Genomic DNA, 16,717 nt, shown 5'->3' on the forward strand with positions numbered 1-16,717 from the left:
CTACTTTTTCTTCGCAAAACGGCGCATCACCACCACATAAAATACCGGCACGAAGAAGATGGCCAACAGCGTGGCGCTGATCATCCCGCCCATAACGCCAGTACCGACTGCGTTCTGCGCCCCGCTTCCCGCGCCGTTGCTGATAACCAGCGGCAACACCCCAAGAATAAATGCCAGCGACGTCATCAGGATGGGCCGTAAGCGCATTCGCACAGCTTCAAGCGTGGCGTCCAGCAACGGTTTCCCCTCTTTCACCATCAACTCCCTGGCGAATTCGACGATCAGAATGGCATTTTTGGCTGACAACCCCATCGTCGTTAATAGCCCGACCTGGAAGTAAACATCATTGTTCAACCCACGCAGTGTCGCGCCTGCCAGTGCGCCAATCACACCCAACGGGACAACCAACATCACGGCAAACGGCACAGACCAACTCTCATAGAGCGCCGCCAGACACAAAAACACGACAACCAGCGAGATGGCGTACAGGGCGGGTGCCTGATTTCCCGACTGTTGCTGCTGATACGACATACCGGTCCACTGATAGCCAAATCCCGGCGGCAGTTTTGCCGCGAGTTTTTCCATCAACATCATCGCCTGTCCCGAGCTACGACCCGGCGCGGGTTCTCCGAGGATCTCCATAGAGGACTGGCCGTTGTAGCGTTCAAGGCGGGGGGAGCCATATTCCCAGTGCGCATGGGCAAAGGCCGAAAACGGAACCATCTGGTTATGTTCACCCAGGACATACCAGCTGTTAATATCATCCGGCAACATACGGTAAGCCTGATCCGCCTGAACATAGACCTTCTTCACCCTTCCACGATCAAGAAAATCATTAACATACGTTCCCCCCAGCGCCGTGGAGATCGTGTTATTTATCGCGTCATTGGTGACCCCAAGCGCCTCCGCTTTCTGTTGATCAATATCCAGTTTCAGCTGTGGCGCGTCCTCCAGTCCGTTCGGGCGGACTTTGGTCACCACAGTCGGAAATTTATGCGTCATCATCAATAGCTGGTTACGCGCCTGGGTCAGCGCGGCATGTCCACGGTTAGCTTTGTCGATAAGCTCAAAGTCAAAACCTGTCGCCGTGCCTAAATCGGTGATCGCGGGCAGATTAAAGGCAAAGGCAACACCATCATGAATGGTGCGGGCAAAGGTTTTGTTAGCGCGCTGAATGATCGATTCCACACGGTTTGCCACCCCTTTTCGGGCTGACCAGTCTTTCAGGCTGACAAACGCCAGACCGTTGTTTTGCCCATTCCCATTGAAACCAAATCCCGCGACGGTGAAGACGGAATTCACATTGGCCGCTTCGGTATGCAAGTAATACTGCGTCACTTTATCCAGACTGGCCTGGGTTCGTGATTGCGTCGCTCCGGCGGGCAATTGCACCATATTCATAAATACCCCCTGATCCTCATCCGGTAAGAATGAGGTGGGCAGGAACACAAACATCGCCGTCATGCCAGCCACGATCAGCAGATAGATCGCCATCATGCGGCCGGTCTTACGTACAATTCGCCCGACGCTGTTCTGGTAATGGTCCGTACTGCGATCAAACATCCGGTTAAACCAGGCGAAAAAGCCGCGCTGCGGGGTGTGAGTACCAGGTTTTAGCAGCGTAGCGCACAAGGCTGGCGTCAGGATCATCGCCACGGTGACCGAAAGTACCATTGCGGAGACTATCGTCACTGAAAACTGGCGGTAAATCGCCCCGGTGGAGCCGCCAAAGAACGCCATCGGTACGAAGACGGCACAAAGCACCATTGTGATGCCGACCAGCGCCCCCTGAATCTGCCCCATGGATTTACGCGTGGCGTCCACCGGGGAAAGCCCCTCCTCCTTCATCACGCGCTCGACGTTTTCAACCACCACAATGGCATCATCCACCAATAGCCCTATCGCCAGCACCATACCGAACATGGTCAGCGTATTGATGGAAAATCCACAGGCGGCCAGCACGCCGAACGTTCCCAGCAGCACCACCGGAACCGCAATGGTTGGGATCAACGTAGCGCGGATGTTCTGCATGAACAGGTACATCACCAGGAAAACCAGCACGATCGCCTCAATCAGCGTCTTCACCACTTCGTGAATCGAGATTTTCACAAACGGCGTCGTGTCGTACGGATAGACCACCTTCATGCCCGCAGGGAAAAACGGCTTCAGGGTATTGATCTCCGCTTTGACGGCGCTGGCGGTATCCAGCGCGTTCGCGCCGGTCGCCAGTTTGATCCCCAATCCCGCCGCCGGGCGGCCATTGTATTCAGCGCTGGAACTGTAATTTTCGCTTCCCAGTTCAATGCGTGCGACATCACGTAAACGAACCTGTGAACCATCTTCATTGACGCGAAGAATGATATTGCCAAACTGCTGCGGCGTACTTAATCGGGTTTGTGCGATGATCGACGCGTTAAGACGCTGGGAAGATGGCGCAGGTAACGCCCCTAACTGACCGCCTGCAATCTGGTTGTTCTGCGATTTAATGGCCCTCACGACCTCATCGGTGGTGAGTTGATAGTTATTCAGCTTAGTCGGATCAAGCCACACGCGCATCGCATACTGGGCGCCAAAAAGTTGTACCTGGCCCACCCCCTGCGTCCGGCTAATGGGGTCCTGCACGGTCGAGGCGACATAGTCCGCGAGGTCAGCTTGCGTCAACGCACTGCCTTTCTCACCGGTAAACCCCACCACCATCAGAAAACTACTGCTCGCTTTCTGAACGTTAATTCCCATGCTTTGCACCGTGGCGGGCAGCAACGGCATCGCCAGTTGCAGCTTGTTCTGTACCTGGACCTGCGCAATATCCGGATCGGTGCCGTTGGTAAAGGTCAGCGTGAGGGTGGCATTTCCCATGGCGTCGCTGTTAGAGGACATGTACATCAGTCCATCCAGGCCATTCATTTTTTGTTCGATAACCTGAGTGACCGTGTCTTCCACCGTTTTAGCATCCGCGCCCGGATAGCTGGCGGTGATCTGCACCGCAGGCGGCGCAATGGTCGGATACTGCGACACCGGCAGTTTAAGGATCGAGAGTCCACCGGCCAGCATCAGGATAATCGCAATAACCCAGGCAAAAATCGGGCGGCTGATAAAGAAGTTCGACATCGTTTATCTCCCCGCTCCAGAACCCTGAGCCCACGCCGCCATGCTGTCGTCCTCGGTCGCTGTGACAGGCATACCCGGTCGCAACATCAGTTGCCCTGTAACGATCACCCGATCCCCGGCGGTTAATCCAGACGTGACCCGCCACTGATTACCCATCGCCTGGGCAGCCTGTACACGGCGAACCTGCGCATGGTTATGGCTGTCGACCACCATAGTAGTGGCGTCACCACGTGGGGTTCGGGTAATCGCCTGCTGCGGAACCAGCAGCGCATTCTCGCGCATGCCTTCCGTCAGATGTGCCCGCACGAACATGCCCGGCAACAGCGTATTGTCAGGATTGGGACACTCCGCACGCACAGTGATGGAGCCTGTGGTTTGATCGACAGTGACGTCAGAAAACTCCAGCCTGCATTGCTGGGGATAGAGCCGGCCATTGTCCAGTTGCAGCAACACCTCCGCGTTACCGTTCTGCTGTTTGATCTCCCCTTTTTCCATCTCACTTTTTAAATTAAGGAAGTCGTCGCTGGACTGAGTCACATCGATGTAGACCGGGTTCAACTGTTGCACTGTCGCCAGCGCTGAAGATTGGCTGTCGGTCACCAACGCCCCTTCCGTGACGTTCGATTTACCGATGATGCCGGAAATAGGCGACGTCACCTGGGTGTAATTAAGGTTAATTTGCGCCTGCTCGACGACCGCTTTTTGCGCGACCACCTGCGCGTCGGCCTGCTCCGCGTTGGCAACGGCGGTGTCATAATCTTGCTGGCTGACATAGTGCGTTTTAAGCAGCGCCCGATAGCGATTGGCCGTCAGGTGGGCCTGAGTGGCAGCGGCAGTCGCTTTCGCCAGATCACCTTTGGCGCTATTCAGCGCGGCCTGGTAGGTACTGGGGTCGATCTGATACAACGATTCCCCCGCAGTGACATGGCTGCCTTCAACGAAATGGCGCTTCAGGATGATCCCGTTCACCTGCGGGCGAACGTCGGCTACACGAAATGCCGACACGCGCCCGGGCAACTCGGTCTGGACGGCGAGTGGCTGCGTACGCAGCGTCACCACACCGACCGGATGAGGGGGCTGGGTGACAGACGTCGAAGCCGGGCGATCGCACGCCGTTAAAAGAAGCGAGCAGGAGATAACCAGCCCACCCAATATATACTGGTAACTGTTTTTCATTACATTCTGCCTTTAAGTCCGAAAAATGTTGTTTTAATTTCAGGCCAAAATATACGCCTCAAAATGAATGAATTAAGTTTCATTTTGGACTTCGCAGAATTTGACGAGGATAATTATTTGCGTTTAGAGTTTTTCGGGTGCCTGACCCTGGTAGTCAGGTTTTCTGCAAACCTAGAAAGTCCGATTCCTCTGCCACGGCATATTTGTGGCAGAGTTTTTTTGCGTTCAAAATTACCGACGCAAAAGTTTCATTTTGGACTTTTTAAGGACGATGTTTCGGATACAGTGGTATCCACACAAACACATGGAGAATCATCTGATGAAATTCCCGACCATCGCATTAGGCTTATCAACATTCATTTTTTCTGGTATGACGCTGGCTGCAGAGCCTATACCCCCACAGCCCGAAACCTTCGGGAGTGTTCTGCAACTTGATAAATCGCAGAAAAACCAATTGATACAATTGCACGCCAGTGCACAGGAATGCATGAATAATATTGATGCCAGTCAATTCCACCCGCAGGCATTTTTGAATATGGTAAAAGAAGGCAAAGTGGATGAACAATTATTTAAGCAACAAATGGCAGTACAGAGTAATTTACATGAGCAAGCCGCACGCTGTCGAATCACTTATTACACCAATGTCAGTAAAATGCTGACAAAAGAACAAAAACGGAAACTGGTGGATATGTATCAACAGCAACAGTCGGGGTGATATAAAAACAGGAATTTGTATTTTTATTTAGAGCAGCCTTTTCGGGCTGCTCTATTTGTTTTAGAAATTCGGTAAACCTTTAATCTGCCAGCGCAAAGTTCAGCGCCGCTTTCACCGCCTCAACCTGGGCAATGATACACTCTTCCGGATTTGTTTTTTCACTGTCCGGATACACTTCGGTCGTCGTGGTATAGCGCGCAGCGGTCATGGTTGCACAAAGATGGTAGTGACTATTCGGATATTCAACGACCCCTGGACTCGCGACCCGAAAGCCCAGCATCTTCCCTTCTGCATCGGACGGTGCGATGTGGGTCACTTTCTCAACGGCGGCAATGATCGCCCGTTGGAAATCCAGCTGAGAATTTTCTTCGTCGCTGACCAGGTAAAATCCATCCGGGACGATGTCCGGAATATATTGGCTGCCGTCTCTGGCTGCCAGAGCCGGACGGAATTCACTTTCGTCGCTATCCGTTGTCTCATGGAGATCGATATGTACGCGAAATTGTTCCCGCAGCGGTGCAATCAGCGACATAAGCGCCTGGGACTCTTCCGCTTTACCTTCGGCGTAGAAACTTCTGTTCGGATCGATGAGATGATAGTTCCAGCGTGAGATCCGTTCAAATGCCCACGGACTGACACAAGGCGCGACCAACAGATTCATTTTGCCTTTGTATTCTTGCCCATGTTCTTGTAAAAACCGCAGTGCGCCGAGCACGCCGCTGGTTTCATAGCCATGCACGCCACCGGTGATGAGCGCCGACGGTAAAGATTCATCCCAGTCAACGCTGCGCAGCGCCATTAAAGCATAGGTATCACTGGCACAAGTAATTTCACCGTACTTAACAATCTTATAGTCGTTGCCAAGCGCTCGGATTTGACTTAACACATCGTCATAGGACCGTGACGGTAACTGGTTCTTACGCCATTGCTCGCGCTCAGATTCTCCCCAGGGCTGTCCGGGAGTGCCAATTGGATAGAAATTCGCTGATGTCATGGTTTCTGCTCAATGATCGATAAAAAGTGAATGAGGTATGACGCCCTCTCAGACATCATGTCTTAATTGAACGGAATCACAATAAATCAACAATCGGCAACCATCAATCCCGAACGCCCCCAAAATGCCGATGAATGTTGTTAGCAATCAGTATGTTTGAACGCTCCTCGCCTTTTTTCCACTGAAGACTGGTTGCCTGACAGATCATCTGATAGTGTTTTGAGACACAAATTTCAGGAGATGGGCGATGACGAAAGTGTACACCGGCGGCTGCCTCTGCGGTTTTATCCGTATTAGTGCCCGCTCGCCCAGAAATCCTCACACCTGCTCATGCACGCTCTGTCAAAAGCACACGGGCGCGCACAGCGTCAGATGGTTAGAATTTGATACTCAGGATGTCCAATGGACAGGAAAAGGCGGTAAACCGGCGATGTGGCGCTCATCTGAATTCTCCAGCAGAGCTTTTTGCTCCCGTTGCGGAAGCTCGATAGGCGCGATTGATGATGCGCCCACCATTGCTCTCTTAACCGGCTGTTTTGATGATGCTGTCGATGCGGAATTTACGTCAGCTGATAATGCCGATCGGGGATGTGTTTGACCGGGATAGTTGCCTCATCGTTCATCTGCAACAAATCAATTTCGATGGCATTGCAAATGGCATCCAGCGGCAGATCGTTATTTTCAGTACCAAACGGATCTTCAAGCTCTTCGGCCAGCGTATCGAGCGAAATAAACGTATAGGAAATCAGCACTGAAATAAACGGCGTCATATAGTGCAAATCCATCACCAGCGCGAAGGGCAACATAATACAAAACAGATACACTGTGCGATGCAAAATGAGCGTGTACGCAAAAGGAATGGGCGTATTCGCGATGCGTTCACAGCCTGCCAGCACCGCCGACATATCGTTTAACCTATTGTTTAAACTGTGAAATAATATATCAGACAGTTGTCCTTCCCGCCGACGAACCGCCAGCCACTCCCCCATCAACAGTAAAATGCGGTTTGCCGGTGAATGGGAAGCAAAGACGCGCTGCAGATCCTCGGTACTGAGGTATTTCGCCAGCGGCTCTGCCTGCGGCTGTCGGCGTAACGTCATGCGTAAACAGTGTGCAAAGGCAATTTGCAAACGGACAAACTGCCCTAATTCACGATCGTCTGGCAACGTGGTTTTCACTTCACGCAGTAACGAGCGGGAAGCAATCATCAATTGCCCCCACAAATGCCGGGCCTCCACGTAACGCGCATAGCAGGCATTGTTACGAAAACCCAAAAATATGGCGATGGCGACACCGAGAATACTGAAAGGCGCAAGGGTAAATTTGATACCCAGCATCGTATACCACGGCAGCATGATGATAACCGCGATAGAGAGTATGAAATTCAGTAGCAGTCTGGAGAAGATTTTGGATAAAACGGAGCCGTGCCAGACGAATATCTGTCGGAGCCAGTGCTGTTGAGGTCGAACAATCATGATTATCTTCGGAAAATGGGAAAGCGGGGACATTAAACGTGATCGCGATCAATGTTGCAAGCTTCACTAAAAAGAGAACGCCCCCCTTTTCTTGCTGGCAGACGCCTTCAGCGCAGGTGCTACAAATCGGCTAAGTAAGATACACCATCATTGTATGTTGTAACTAATGATGGTTTATTAAAAAACCCGGCCGCAACCGGGTTAACACTTCAGCGAGGCGCAATTAGCACAGTGGTTTCACCGCGTCGCGCATCCCTTTCGTCAGAATGGCATCCAGGCAGGCACTGACCTGTTCTACCAGACCGGAGACCTGAGTCAGGTCCTGTTCCCAGTGTTCTTCCACCGCCAGCACGGTATTGACCAGCTCATGCGTACTGATCACACCATCGCGATGCTGATTCCACAGTTGCTGGTAACGTTCGATCCAGTGCGCATCGTCCTGAACCGGATAAGACTCCCCGTTACGTTCTGCGCGATAAAACGCAATCAGCGCGGCCAGCGCAAACGTCAGACGCGCAGGTAGTGTTCCTTCGGCCTGCTGCCCTGCCAGTAACTGAGGTAAAATTCGGGTGCGGAATTTCGTCATTCCGTTCAGCGCGATAGAAAGGAGCTGATGCTTGATGTACGGATTACGGAAACGCCCTGTCACCGCACTGGCAAAAGAAATCAGCTCATCACGCGGAAGATCGAGTACCGGGATAATTTCTTCATAAATGGCTTTTTCGACAAAAGCACAGATCTCTGCGTCATTCATCGCTTCGCCAACGGTATCCAGTCCTGCCTGGAATGCCACCGGAACCAGTGCCGTATGTGCGCCATTCAGAATGGCAACCTTACGCTCTTTGTAAGGCTTGATATCATCAACGATCAGTACATTCAGCGGGTATTTATCAAGACGTAACTCAGACGCCAGTGACTTCGGTCCCTGGATCACAAACAGGTAGAAATGTTCAGCGGTGTCGAGAAACGCATCGTGGTAACCCAGCGACTCTTCAAGTTGCGCCACTTCATCACGCGGGTAACCGGTCACGATGCGGTCCACCAGCGTCGAGCAGAAGGCGTTTGCCTGATCCAACCACAGCAAGAATGCCTCAGGAAGCGCCCACTCTTTTGCGTAGCGTTGAACCAGTTCTCGTAACGCATCGCCATTATAGTCAATCAGCTCGCATGGAATGATTATCCAGCCTTTATCAGACGCTCCAGCAAAGTGCGTGTAGCGCTCAAACAGCAGTCGGGTCAGTTTCGCCGGATAACTGACTGCAGGCGCGTCTTCGAATTTATCACCTGCGTGGTAGCTGATCCCGGCTTCTGTCGTGTTGGAGAAAACAAAGCGGATGTCAGGGTTATGCGCCAGTTTCAGGAACTCATCATATTCGCCATACACGCTGATTTCACGGTTCACTGAGCGGATCAGGCGGGCATCGCTGACCGCTTCGCCATTTTCGTTCAAACCGCGAATGATGGTGGTGTAGAGACCGTCTTGCGTACTGAGTGACGGTGGGAATGCGCTTTCGATGGGACGGACAATCACCACACCGGCATTCAAATCGGTATGCTCGTTCAGCAGATCAACTTGCCAGTCAACAAAGGCACGCAGGAAGTTCCCCTCGCCAAACTGAATGATACGCTCAGGATAATGGGCGCCAGGAAAATCGCGACGGTTTAGAGTTTTCACTATGGGTTCCCTTTTGGATTAGTCATACAACCTGATTGAATTGGTAGAACAGGTTAGCAAACTTTAATACAATGAACCCCTGTTTTGATCAACTCTCAAACACAAATCACAGGTATTTGTAGAAAACCGTGGTGCCAGTCAGCTTTCCGTCAGGCATCTGCGCGTAATCGGGTATCTCCCCCGCTTTCTGCCAGCCGCAATTTTGGTAGAACAACTCTGCGTTACTTCCCGTTGCGGTATCCAGCACCAGCAACGATTTCTGATTTTGCTTTGCGCAGTTTTCCAGCATCTCCATTAAACCCCTGGCGACACCACCCCGGCGCGCGGATGAGTGAACCAACAGTTTGGCCACGTCGGCGCGGTGTGGTTGATTTTCAGGTTGATCAAGCAAGAGTTGTACCGTACCGACGATCATCCCCGCGGCATTTTCAGCCGCCAGGACAATGCGCTCGCCACCAGCAACCCCTTGCGCGACGTTCGTCCAGAAAGACAGGGATTTTTCACGACCAAAGGGCAATACAAAACTGACGGACGCGCCTTGATTGACGCAATCCTCAAGCACATCGCTCAGTTCATTGATTCTGTTACGGATACGCTCAGCATCGAGGATAAAGTACGAATGAGTGGCAGCCATAGTGTCTCCTTGATTGACTGCACTACCCTGCACTGATCCTTTTTTCTCTACAAGCGCCACAACCATAGGATTACGTTATGTTTCACCTACACCGCATCATTACCGGGCACAATTTCTGCATTGTCGAACCTGGCGCTGGTTCGGTTACGCCCCTCTTTTTTCGAGCGATATAAACATTCGTCGGCTTCAACGATGAGGGTATTAAACAGATCAGCTAAAGCGTGTGATTCGGTTCTTCCGTTACCCAAACCGATACTCACGGTCAGATAAAGGGTTTGCTGCTGCCAGCTGAAGGGCTGTAATTCAACCGCTTTACGGATTTTTTCCGCCAGTTGTATTCCCTCATTGCTATCCACAGAAGAGGCAACCACAGCAAACTCTTCACCGCCCATTCGGGCCACCAGTCCTTTGTCGCCGACAATTTTTTGCACGTGGCGGGCAAAGGCGCTTAACACCTGATCGCCACACTCATGGCCGAAATTGTCATTAATCTGTTTGAAATAATCGATATCCAGCAGCATTACCGTCACGTGCTGCGGTTTCTGTTGTTCCTGTTTTTTAAGTGCTTCAAATAAACCGGAACGGGAATATACCCGCGTCAAATAGTCGAAATCGGCCCGTAAAGAGACTTGTCTTATCAGCGAATTGATTGCCGAAACGCTGACCGCAACCATCACCGGGCAAATCGCCATCGTGGCAATCCCCAGTCGTGCGGAGAACATGTGCGGCGCCGAAAGCGGTGAAGCCACAGAGATATTGATAATCGAATTAGCAACCAGGATTATCTCAACCGCCCCGGTCATAAAGGTCAACAGACAGGTAACCTGCGTAGGATAACGCACCGCACACCAGATAAGCGCGGGCAGCGGAAAGGCCAGGCTCCCTGCTCCACCAATGATCACCGAGGCCGCCACAGAGACTATTAACGCCACAACCGGCATTATCTGTTCCGGTTTAAACCGTGTAAATGTCCCTGGCAAAGAGAGCGTCAGCATACAGGGTATAATCAATACGCCAGTAGAGAATTGTTCGCTAAACCAATCGGCAAACAGCGGCCAGAATGATTGACGGTCAATGCCAGTCGATCCTGTCGCGCCTATTAACGCACACAGCAAAGCGGCAAACAGGCAATAATTGAACAGACGCAAGGCATTTATTGGTTCATACGTATTGTTACCCCGTCGTTTATCCCACAATATCAGTTGAGCAAAGGTAATAATAAAGGCCATATTAGATAAATTAATGACTAGCGACACCCGTCCCCATTCGGTCGTTATCGCATCATAAGCCAGCATGGCGACATAACATACTGCATAGTAATGAAGACGGTTAAGCCAGACGTAACGGGCAAACACCCCTGCCATCACGCCGTTGAGAGGCCAGAACAGCGATAACTCTTCAACGAGACGCAATTGCGCGCCAATAAAATAAAATAGCGTGGTGACCATAAAAATGGCGAAAGCATTACGTAACGGATTATTTTCCTGAAACAGACGAAATGAGGAGGTAACGAGTGCGTGCATTAAATATCTATCCATATAATTGCCACTGGCAATTATTTCGACATAATGGGGTAATCTAATTAAGCATAGCATGCTTTATTTGCAAAAGTGACTCACCCACGCAGGGGGGCATCACGTTATATTGTAAAATAGAGGAATTGTAACTATTTAAACCACAATATTTTCACGAGTTGTTTTGTGGTTATTACCGGCCCACCGGGAATCGTTTATTTTGTTATGACTGATTCATCTGGATAACTAACCAATGATGAATCACCGCCACAATATACGTTTGCTGCTCCTCGCTGAGCGGCTGCCCCTGAGGGATTTGGTGCCATTTTTCCAGACAGCCGCGACAACAGGTTGCCGTGGCATGCTGGGCAATGAAAACGGGATGACCGCGCATGGGCGTTTGCTTGCCATCATTGGCAGGCATCGCCGGGGCCAGACGTTTTGCCACAAAGTCTGCCGCATGTTGATCGATGACCTGCGCCCCTTTATCCCAACAATACTGTCTCTCTTTCGCGCCAAGATGAAACCGGGAACGAAATGTGGAACGAGATAGCCGGGTAAACAGAGTGTCTGGCACGTTCATCAGTAGACTGAGCGTCCTAATTGTTGAGTCAGTTGTTCAAGTACAGCGATACCTGCCAGGGAGTTTCCGGCGGTATCCAGCTCAGGACTCCAGACGGCGATCGCCATTTCATGCGGCACAATCGCAACAATACCGCCGCCGACGCCCGATTTCGCGGGTAGCCCTACTCGCCAGGCAAACTCCCCAGAGTTCTGATACATTCCGCTGGTTGCCATCAGCGCGTTGATTTGTCTGGCCTGCATCGGCGTCACCACCGGGTCATTAAGATGAAAAGCGTGTCCCTGGTTCGCCAGAAAAACAAACGTGCGGGCCAGTTCAACGCAATTCATTTTCAGCGCGCAATAGTGGAAATAATTCTGCAAAACCGTGGTGACATCATGCTGAAAATTACCGAATGATTTCATCAGCCAGGCAATCGCCGCATTACGCGCCGAATGCTCGAACTCCGAACGGGCCACGGTAGAATCATAGACAATATCAGGAACGCCGCTCAGTACGCGCACCACCTCAAGCATACGCTGACGCGGGGCGCTCAGCCGTCCTTGTAGCATGTCGCAGATAACCAACGCACCGGCGTTGATAAAAGGATTGCGTGGAATGCCCTGCTCCATCTCCAGCTGCACCAGCGAATTGAAGGGAGAACCCGAAGGATCTTTTCCCACCCGCTGCCAGATCTCATCTTCCTGGTAGTGACGCATAGCCACTGCCAGACTCAGCACCTTCGAAATAGACTGAATGGAAAAGCGTTCCTGCGAATCACCGGCCTGATAGAGTTGTCCATCAACGGTACAAATGGCGATACCCAGTTTTGATCCATCGACGGTGGCTAACGCAGGAATATAGTCGGCAACTTTTCCCTGACCAATTAACGGGCGAACCTGCGCCAGAATGGTCTCTAATACTGAATTGTCCATGGCCCTGGCCACACTATGCTCCTTGCCCGCAGGTCTGAATAGGTCTGCGAGTATAACAGAGCTGAATATGCGACGTCAGGCCGGGAGAGACATTTGCGCCTCCTGACGAGGCGCTTCATGCATCAGACGCGGTTTTTCCAGACCGTCTGGACGTTACAAAACTCATGCAAACCAAAATGGGAAAGCTCACGGCCAAAACCGCTTTTCTTCACCCCGCCAAATGCCACCCGCGCATCGCTGGCGCTATAGCCATTGATAAACACGCCGCCGCATTCCAGCTGGCTGGCCATTTCCTGCGCGCGCGTTTCATCGGCGGTGAAAATCGTCGCCGACAGACCGAAATCACTGTCATTGGCAAGTTGTAAGGCATGCCCGGCACTCTTCGCCACCGTGATTGCCGCCACCGGACCAAACAGCTCCTGGCGAAATGCCGTCATTTCAGGCGTCACATCACCCAGAACCGTTGCCGGATAGTAATTGCCTTCCCCGGCGATTTTTTCTCCGCCCAGCAATAAACGCGCACCTTCTGCGACCGACGCCATCACCTGTTGATGCAGTTCATCACGCAAATCAAGACGCGCCATCGGTCCGAGATCGTTTTCCTCGTCAAACGGATTCCCCATTTTCAAGGCGGCGGCAGCCGCAACGAAGCGTTCGGTAAACTCGCGGACAATGCCTTCTTCGACAATAAAACGTTTCGCGGCAGCACAAACCTGTCCGGTATTCTGATAACGGCCAGCAACGGCCGCTTTCACCGCCAGGTCCAGGTCGGCATCGTTCAACACAATAAACGGATCCGAACCGCCCAGTTCCAGCACGCACTTTTTCAGCGCCGCCCCTGCCTGAGCGCCAATAGCAGCGCCAGCGCGAACGCTGCCGGTGACTGTGACCGCCGCAATACGCGGATCATTAATCATCTGGCTGACGCCCGCATTGCTGGCGTTGAGCCAGCCGTAAACACCTTCAGGTATCCCCGCGTCGGCAAAAATATCGGCAATCAGCCCTGCACATCCCGTCACGTTCGGGGCATGCTTTAAGAGATAGCCATTACCCGCCAGCAGGATGGGGATCGCCCCACGCAGCACCTGCCAGAGCGGAAAGTTCCACGGCATCACCGCCAGAATGGTTCCCAGCGGGCGATACTCAATCACCGCTTGCTGATTTTCCACCAGCGTCGGCTCAGGTTTAAGCATTGCAGGACCGTGTTCCGCATACCAGTCGCACAGGCTGGCGGATTTTGCCACTTCGCCGCGCGCCTGGGCGATCGGTTTCCCCATCTCACGCGTAATGCATTGCGCCATCTCTTCAGCCCGCAGTCGCAATGCCTGCCCGACATTGCGCAGTTTCTGCGCCCGGTGCGCGACCGTCGTGCGCTTCCATGCGGCAAAACCACTGGCGGCCAGAGTGAGAGCCTGCTCAATGTCGCTGTCGCTACTCCAGGGCATAGCCGTCAAATGCGCGCCCGTTGCCGGGTCCACTGAAATGGCATGTGTCGCTGATGTCGGGTTCATAGGTTTCTCTCTTTATCACAGGGAATGGCGATATCATGACCCCGTTTACTCTTTCTGAAAATTGAATAATATTAACCACACCGTTCACAAAAAGAGAAAACCATGGATCTGACGCAACTGGAAATGTTCAATGCTGTCGCCCAGACGGGCAGCATTACCCAGGCCGCCGCGAAAGTGCATCGTGTCCCCTCTAACCTCACGACACGCATTCGCCAGCTTGAAGCCGATCTCGGGGTGGATCTGTTTATTCGCGAGAATCAGCGTCTGAGGCTTTCTCCGGCAGGCCATAATTTTTTGCGTTATAGCCAGCAGATCCTGGCATTGGTCGATGAAGCGCGGATGGTGGTTGCCGGTGATGAACCGCAAGGATTGTTCTCCCTCGGCGCGCTGGAAAGTACGGCGGCCGTGCGTATTCCCGCCACACTCGCCGAATATAACCAGCGTTATCCTAAGATCCAGTTTGCCTTATCGACCGGACCTTCCGGCACCATGCTGGAGGGCGTACTGGAGGGTAAACTGAATGCCGCCTTTGTGGATGGCCCCATTACCCACCCCGGTCTTGAAGGGATGCCTGTCTACCGTGAAGAGATGATGATTGTCACCCCGTGCGGTCACCGCGCCGTGCACCGTGCCAGTGATGTTAACGGCAGTAATATTTACGCGTTTCGCGCGAACTGCTCTTACCGCCGTCATTTTGAAAGCTGGTTTCATGCCGATCGCGCCACACCGGGTACGATTCACGAAATGGAGTCCTATCATGGGATGCTGGCATGCGTTATCGCCGGTGCGGGCATCGCGTTGATTCCTCGCACGATGTTAGAAAGTATGCCCGGACACCATCAGGTCGACGCATGGCCGTTAACTGAGGAGTGGCGCTGGCTGAATACCTGGCTGGTTTGGCGACGCGGCGCAATGACCCGACAACTTGAAGCTTTTATTGAACTGCTGCCTCCTCAAACGCGCTCATAGTATTAGCGTATCGCGGGTGTGCGCGGCACAGAGAGCAAGTCAATTTGTGACAACGTCACCACCAGCAATGCGTACACGGAGCGTTCAGAAGTGGTGTCACTTTTTTAGCGACTAAAAAACGTGACACTAATCACAAAGTGATTGTGTTTTCGCCAGAAAACGTTTTAAGATCCTGATCTAACCCTTTCGCAATAAGCCCCATTACTTTTTATGTCAACACGCATTGTTTCCCGTAAAGTCGCGTGGCTACGGGTCGTTACGCTTGCTATTGCGGCTTTTATCTTCAATACCACCGAGTTTGTCCCCGTCGGCTTACTCTCTGATATTGCGCAAAGCTTTCATATGCAGACGGCACAGGTCGGCATTATGCTGACTATCTACGCCTGGGTTGTGGCGCTGATGTCACTTCCCTTTATGCTACTGACAAGCCAGGTGGAACGACGCAAACTGCTGATCTGTTTGTTTGTGCTGTTTATTGCCAGCCATGTGCTCTCATTTCTGGCGTGGAATTTTACCGTTCTGCTCATCAGCCGTATCGGCATCGCCTTTGCGCACGCCATTTTCTGGTCGATCACCGCCTCACTCGCCATCCGCCTGGCCCCTGCCGGTAAACGTGCACAGGCATTGAGTCTGATCGCCACCGGAACCGCACTGGCAATGGTGCTCGGGATCCCTATAGGGCGCATTGTTGGGCAATATTTTGGCTGGCGTACAACTTTCCTGGCTATCGGCATGGGCGCGCTGGTCACGCTCGTGTGTCTGTTCAAGCTCCTGCCCACCTTGCCCAGCGAGCACTCTGGTTCGCTGAAAAGCCTGCCGTTACTGTTTCGCCGCCCTGCGCTGATGAGTCTTTATCTGTTGACCGTGATTGTGGTGACCGCCCATTACACGGCGTACAGCTATATCGAGCCGTTTGTGCAAACCGTAGCCGGGCTGAGCGCCAACTTTGCCACCGTGCTGTTGCTTATTCTCGGCGGTGCCGGGATCGTCGGCAGCGTGGTGTTTGGTAAATTGGGTAATCGGCATGCCTCCTCACTCATTACCTTTGCCATTGTCCTGCTGGTGGGGTGTCTGCTCCTTCTGCGCTCTGCCGCCGACAGCGAAACACACCTGGCGATGTTGAGCATCTTCTGGGGGATTGCCATCATGGTTATCGGTCTGGGTATGCAGGTGAAAGTGCTGGCGCTGGCGCCGGATGCCACCGATGTCGCGATGGCCTTGTTCTCCGGCATCTTTAATATCGGGATTGGCGCGGGCGCGCTGGTGGGTAATCAGGTGAGTTTACACTGGTCGATGTCTGCCATCGGCTATGTCGGTGCCGTTCCGGCGGTTATCGCGTTAATCTGGTCAGTGATAATTTTTCGCCGCTGGCCTGTCTCGCTGGAGGAGCAGCCACAACCGCAGTGAGGAACAGATAAGGCCCGACGTTTTTGCGCCGGGCCGTAGACG

Annotated in this window: 14 protein-coding genes; 4 read left to right on the forward strand and 10 right to left on the reverse strand. The window is 52.5% G+C overall.

Annotated elements, in window-relative coordinates; translation table 11 throughout:
- Both JM656_RS11230 and JM656_RS11235 read right to left on the reverse strand, forming a co-directional pair.
- Nucleotides 1-3,108: an efflux RND transporter permease subunit gene (locus JM656_RS11230; RefSeq protein WP_203357863.1), complete on the reverse strand. Its 3,108-nt coding sequence runs from the start codon at nucleotides 3,106-3,108 to the stop codon at nucleotides 1-3.
- 3 nt (nucleotides 3,109-3,111) lie between these two features.
- Nucleotides 3,112-4,284, reverse strand: coding sequence for an efflux RND transporter periplasmic adaptor subunit (locus JM656_RS11235; protein WP_203357864.1), 1,173 nt, complete (start codon nucleotides 4,282-4,284; stop codon nucleotides 3,112-3,114).
- Nucleotides 4,285-4,603: 319 nt separating this feature from the next.
- On the opposite strand from JM656_RS11235, the gene JM656_RS11240 reads away from it, so the two are divergent.
- Nucleotides 4,604-4,999 (forward strand): hypothetical protein, encoded by a 396-nt coding sequence (locus tag JM656_RS11240; protein ID WP_203357865.1) that lies wholly within the window; start codon nucleotides 4,604-4,606, stop codon nucleotides 4,997-4,999.
- A 79-nt stretch (nucleotides 5,000-5,078) separates the two neighbouring features.
- On the opposite strand, the gene JM656_RS11245 is transcribed toward JM656_RS11240, so the two are convergent.
- Nucleotides 5,079-5,993: a M14 family metallocarboxypeptidase gene (locus JM656_RS11245; RefSeq protein ID WP_203357866.1), complete on the reverse strand. Its 915-nt coding sequence runs from the start codon at nucleotides 5,991-5,993 to the stop codon at nucleotides 5,079-5,081.
- 247 nt (nucleotides 5,994-6,240) lie between these two features.
- Between JM656_RS11245 and JM656_RS11250 the strand changes: the two genes are divergently transcribed.
- The gene (locus JM656_RS11250) at nucleotides 6,241-6,591 is read left to right on the forward strand and encodes a GFA family protein (RefSeq protein ID WP_203357867.1); all 351 of its coding nucleotides are present in this window, start codon (nucleotides 6,241-6,243) and stop codon (nucleotides 6,589-6,591) included.
- Here the strand turns inward: JM656_RS11250 and JM656_RS11255 are convergent.
- The 7 genes from JM656_RS11255 to sad form a co-directional block, all read right to left on the reverse strand.
- Nucleotides 6,554-7,468, reverse strand: a complete 915-nt coding sequence (locus tag JM656_RS11255) for a bestrophin family protein (RefSeq protein ID WP_304521073.1) — start codon at nucleotides 7,466-7,468, stop codon at nucleotides 6,554-6,556. The two genes, JM656_RS11250 and JM656_RS11255, sit on opposite strands and share 38 nt — an antisense overlap.
- 223 nt (nucleotides 7,469-7,691) lie before the next feature.
- A complete protein-coding gene (locus tag JM656_RS11260; RefSeq protein WP_203357869.1) occupies nucleotides 7,692-9,143 on the reverse strand; it encodes a tagaturonate reductase in 1,452 nt (483 codons plus the stop codon).
- Between the two features lie 106 nt (nucleotides 9,144-9,249).
- A complete protein-coding gene (locus JM656_RS11265; RefSeq protein ID WP_203357870.1) occupies nucleotides 9,250-9,777 on the reverse strand; it encodes a GNAT family N-acetyltransferase in 528 nt (175 codons plus the stop codon).
- 86 nt (nucleotides 9,778-9,863) lie between these two features.
- Nucleotides 9,864-11,300, reverse strand: a complete 1,437-nt coding sequence (locus tag JM656_RS11270; RefSeq protein WP_238929139.1) for a GGDEF domain-containing protein — start codon at nucleotides 11,298-11,300, stop codon at nucleotides 9,864-9,866.
- A gap of 214 nt (nucleotides 11,301-11,514) precedes the next feature.
- Complete coding sequence (locus JM656_RS11275) at nucleotides 11,515-11,874, reverse strand: DUF4186 domain-containing protein (RefSeq protein ID WP_203357872.1); 360 nt, start codon at nucleotides 11,872-11,874, stop codon at nucleotides 11,515-11,517.
- Nucleotides 11,874-12,800: a glutaminase B gene (glsB, locus tag JM656_RS11280; protein WP_203357873.1), complete on the reverse strand. Its 927-nt coding sequence runs from the start codon at nucleotides 12,798-12,800 to the stop codon at nucleotides 11,874-11,876. Before glsB ends, JM656_RS11275 begins: the two co-directional genes overlap by 1 nt.
- A 110-nt stretch (nucleotides 12,801-12,910) precedes the next feature.
- Nucleotides 12,911-14,299 carry a succinate-semialdehyde dehydrogenase gene (sad, locus tag JM656_RS11285; protein ID WP_203357874.1) on the reverse strand — a complete coding sequence of 463 codons (1,389 nt, stop codon included), beginning with the start codon at nucleotides 14,297-14,299 and terminating at the stop codon, nucleotides 12,911-12,913.
- A gap of 102 nt (nucleotides 14,300-14,401) precedes the next feature.
- Between sad and JM656_RS11290 the strand changes: the two genes are divergently transcribed.
- Together JM656_RS11290 and JM656_RS11295 are read left to right on the forward strand one after the other, a co-directional pair.
- Nucleotides 14,402-15,268, forward strand: a complete 867-nt coding sequence (locus JM656_RS11290) for a LysR family transcriptional regulator (RefSeq protein ID WP_203357875.1) — start codon at nucleotides 14,402-14,404, stop codon at nucleotides 15,266-15,268.
- Between the two features lie 210 nt (nucleotides 15,269-15,478).
- Nucleotides 15,479-16,675 carry a sugar transporter gene (locus JM656_RS11295; protein WP_203357876.1) on the forward strand — a complete coding sequence of 399 codons (1,197 nt, stop codon included), beginning with the start codon at nucleotides 15,479-15,481 and terminating at the stop codon, nucleotides 16,673-16,675.
- The last annotated feature ends 42 nt before the right edge of the window (nucleotides 16,676-16,717 follow it).

Origin of the sequence: Citrobacter sp. R56 (assembly GCF_016811995.1) — a bacterium.
Taxonomy (GTDB): domain Bacteria; phylum Pseudomonadota; class Gammaproteobacteria; order Enterobacterales; family Enterobacteriaceae; genus Citrobacter_D; species Citrobacter_D enshiensis.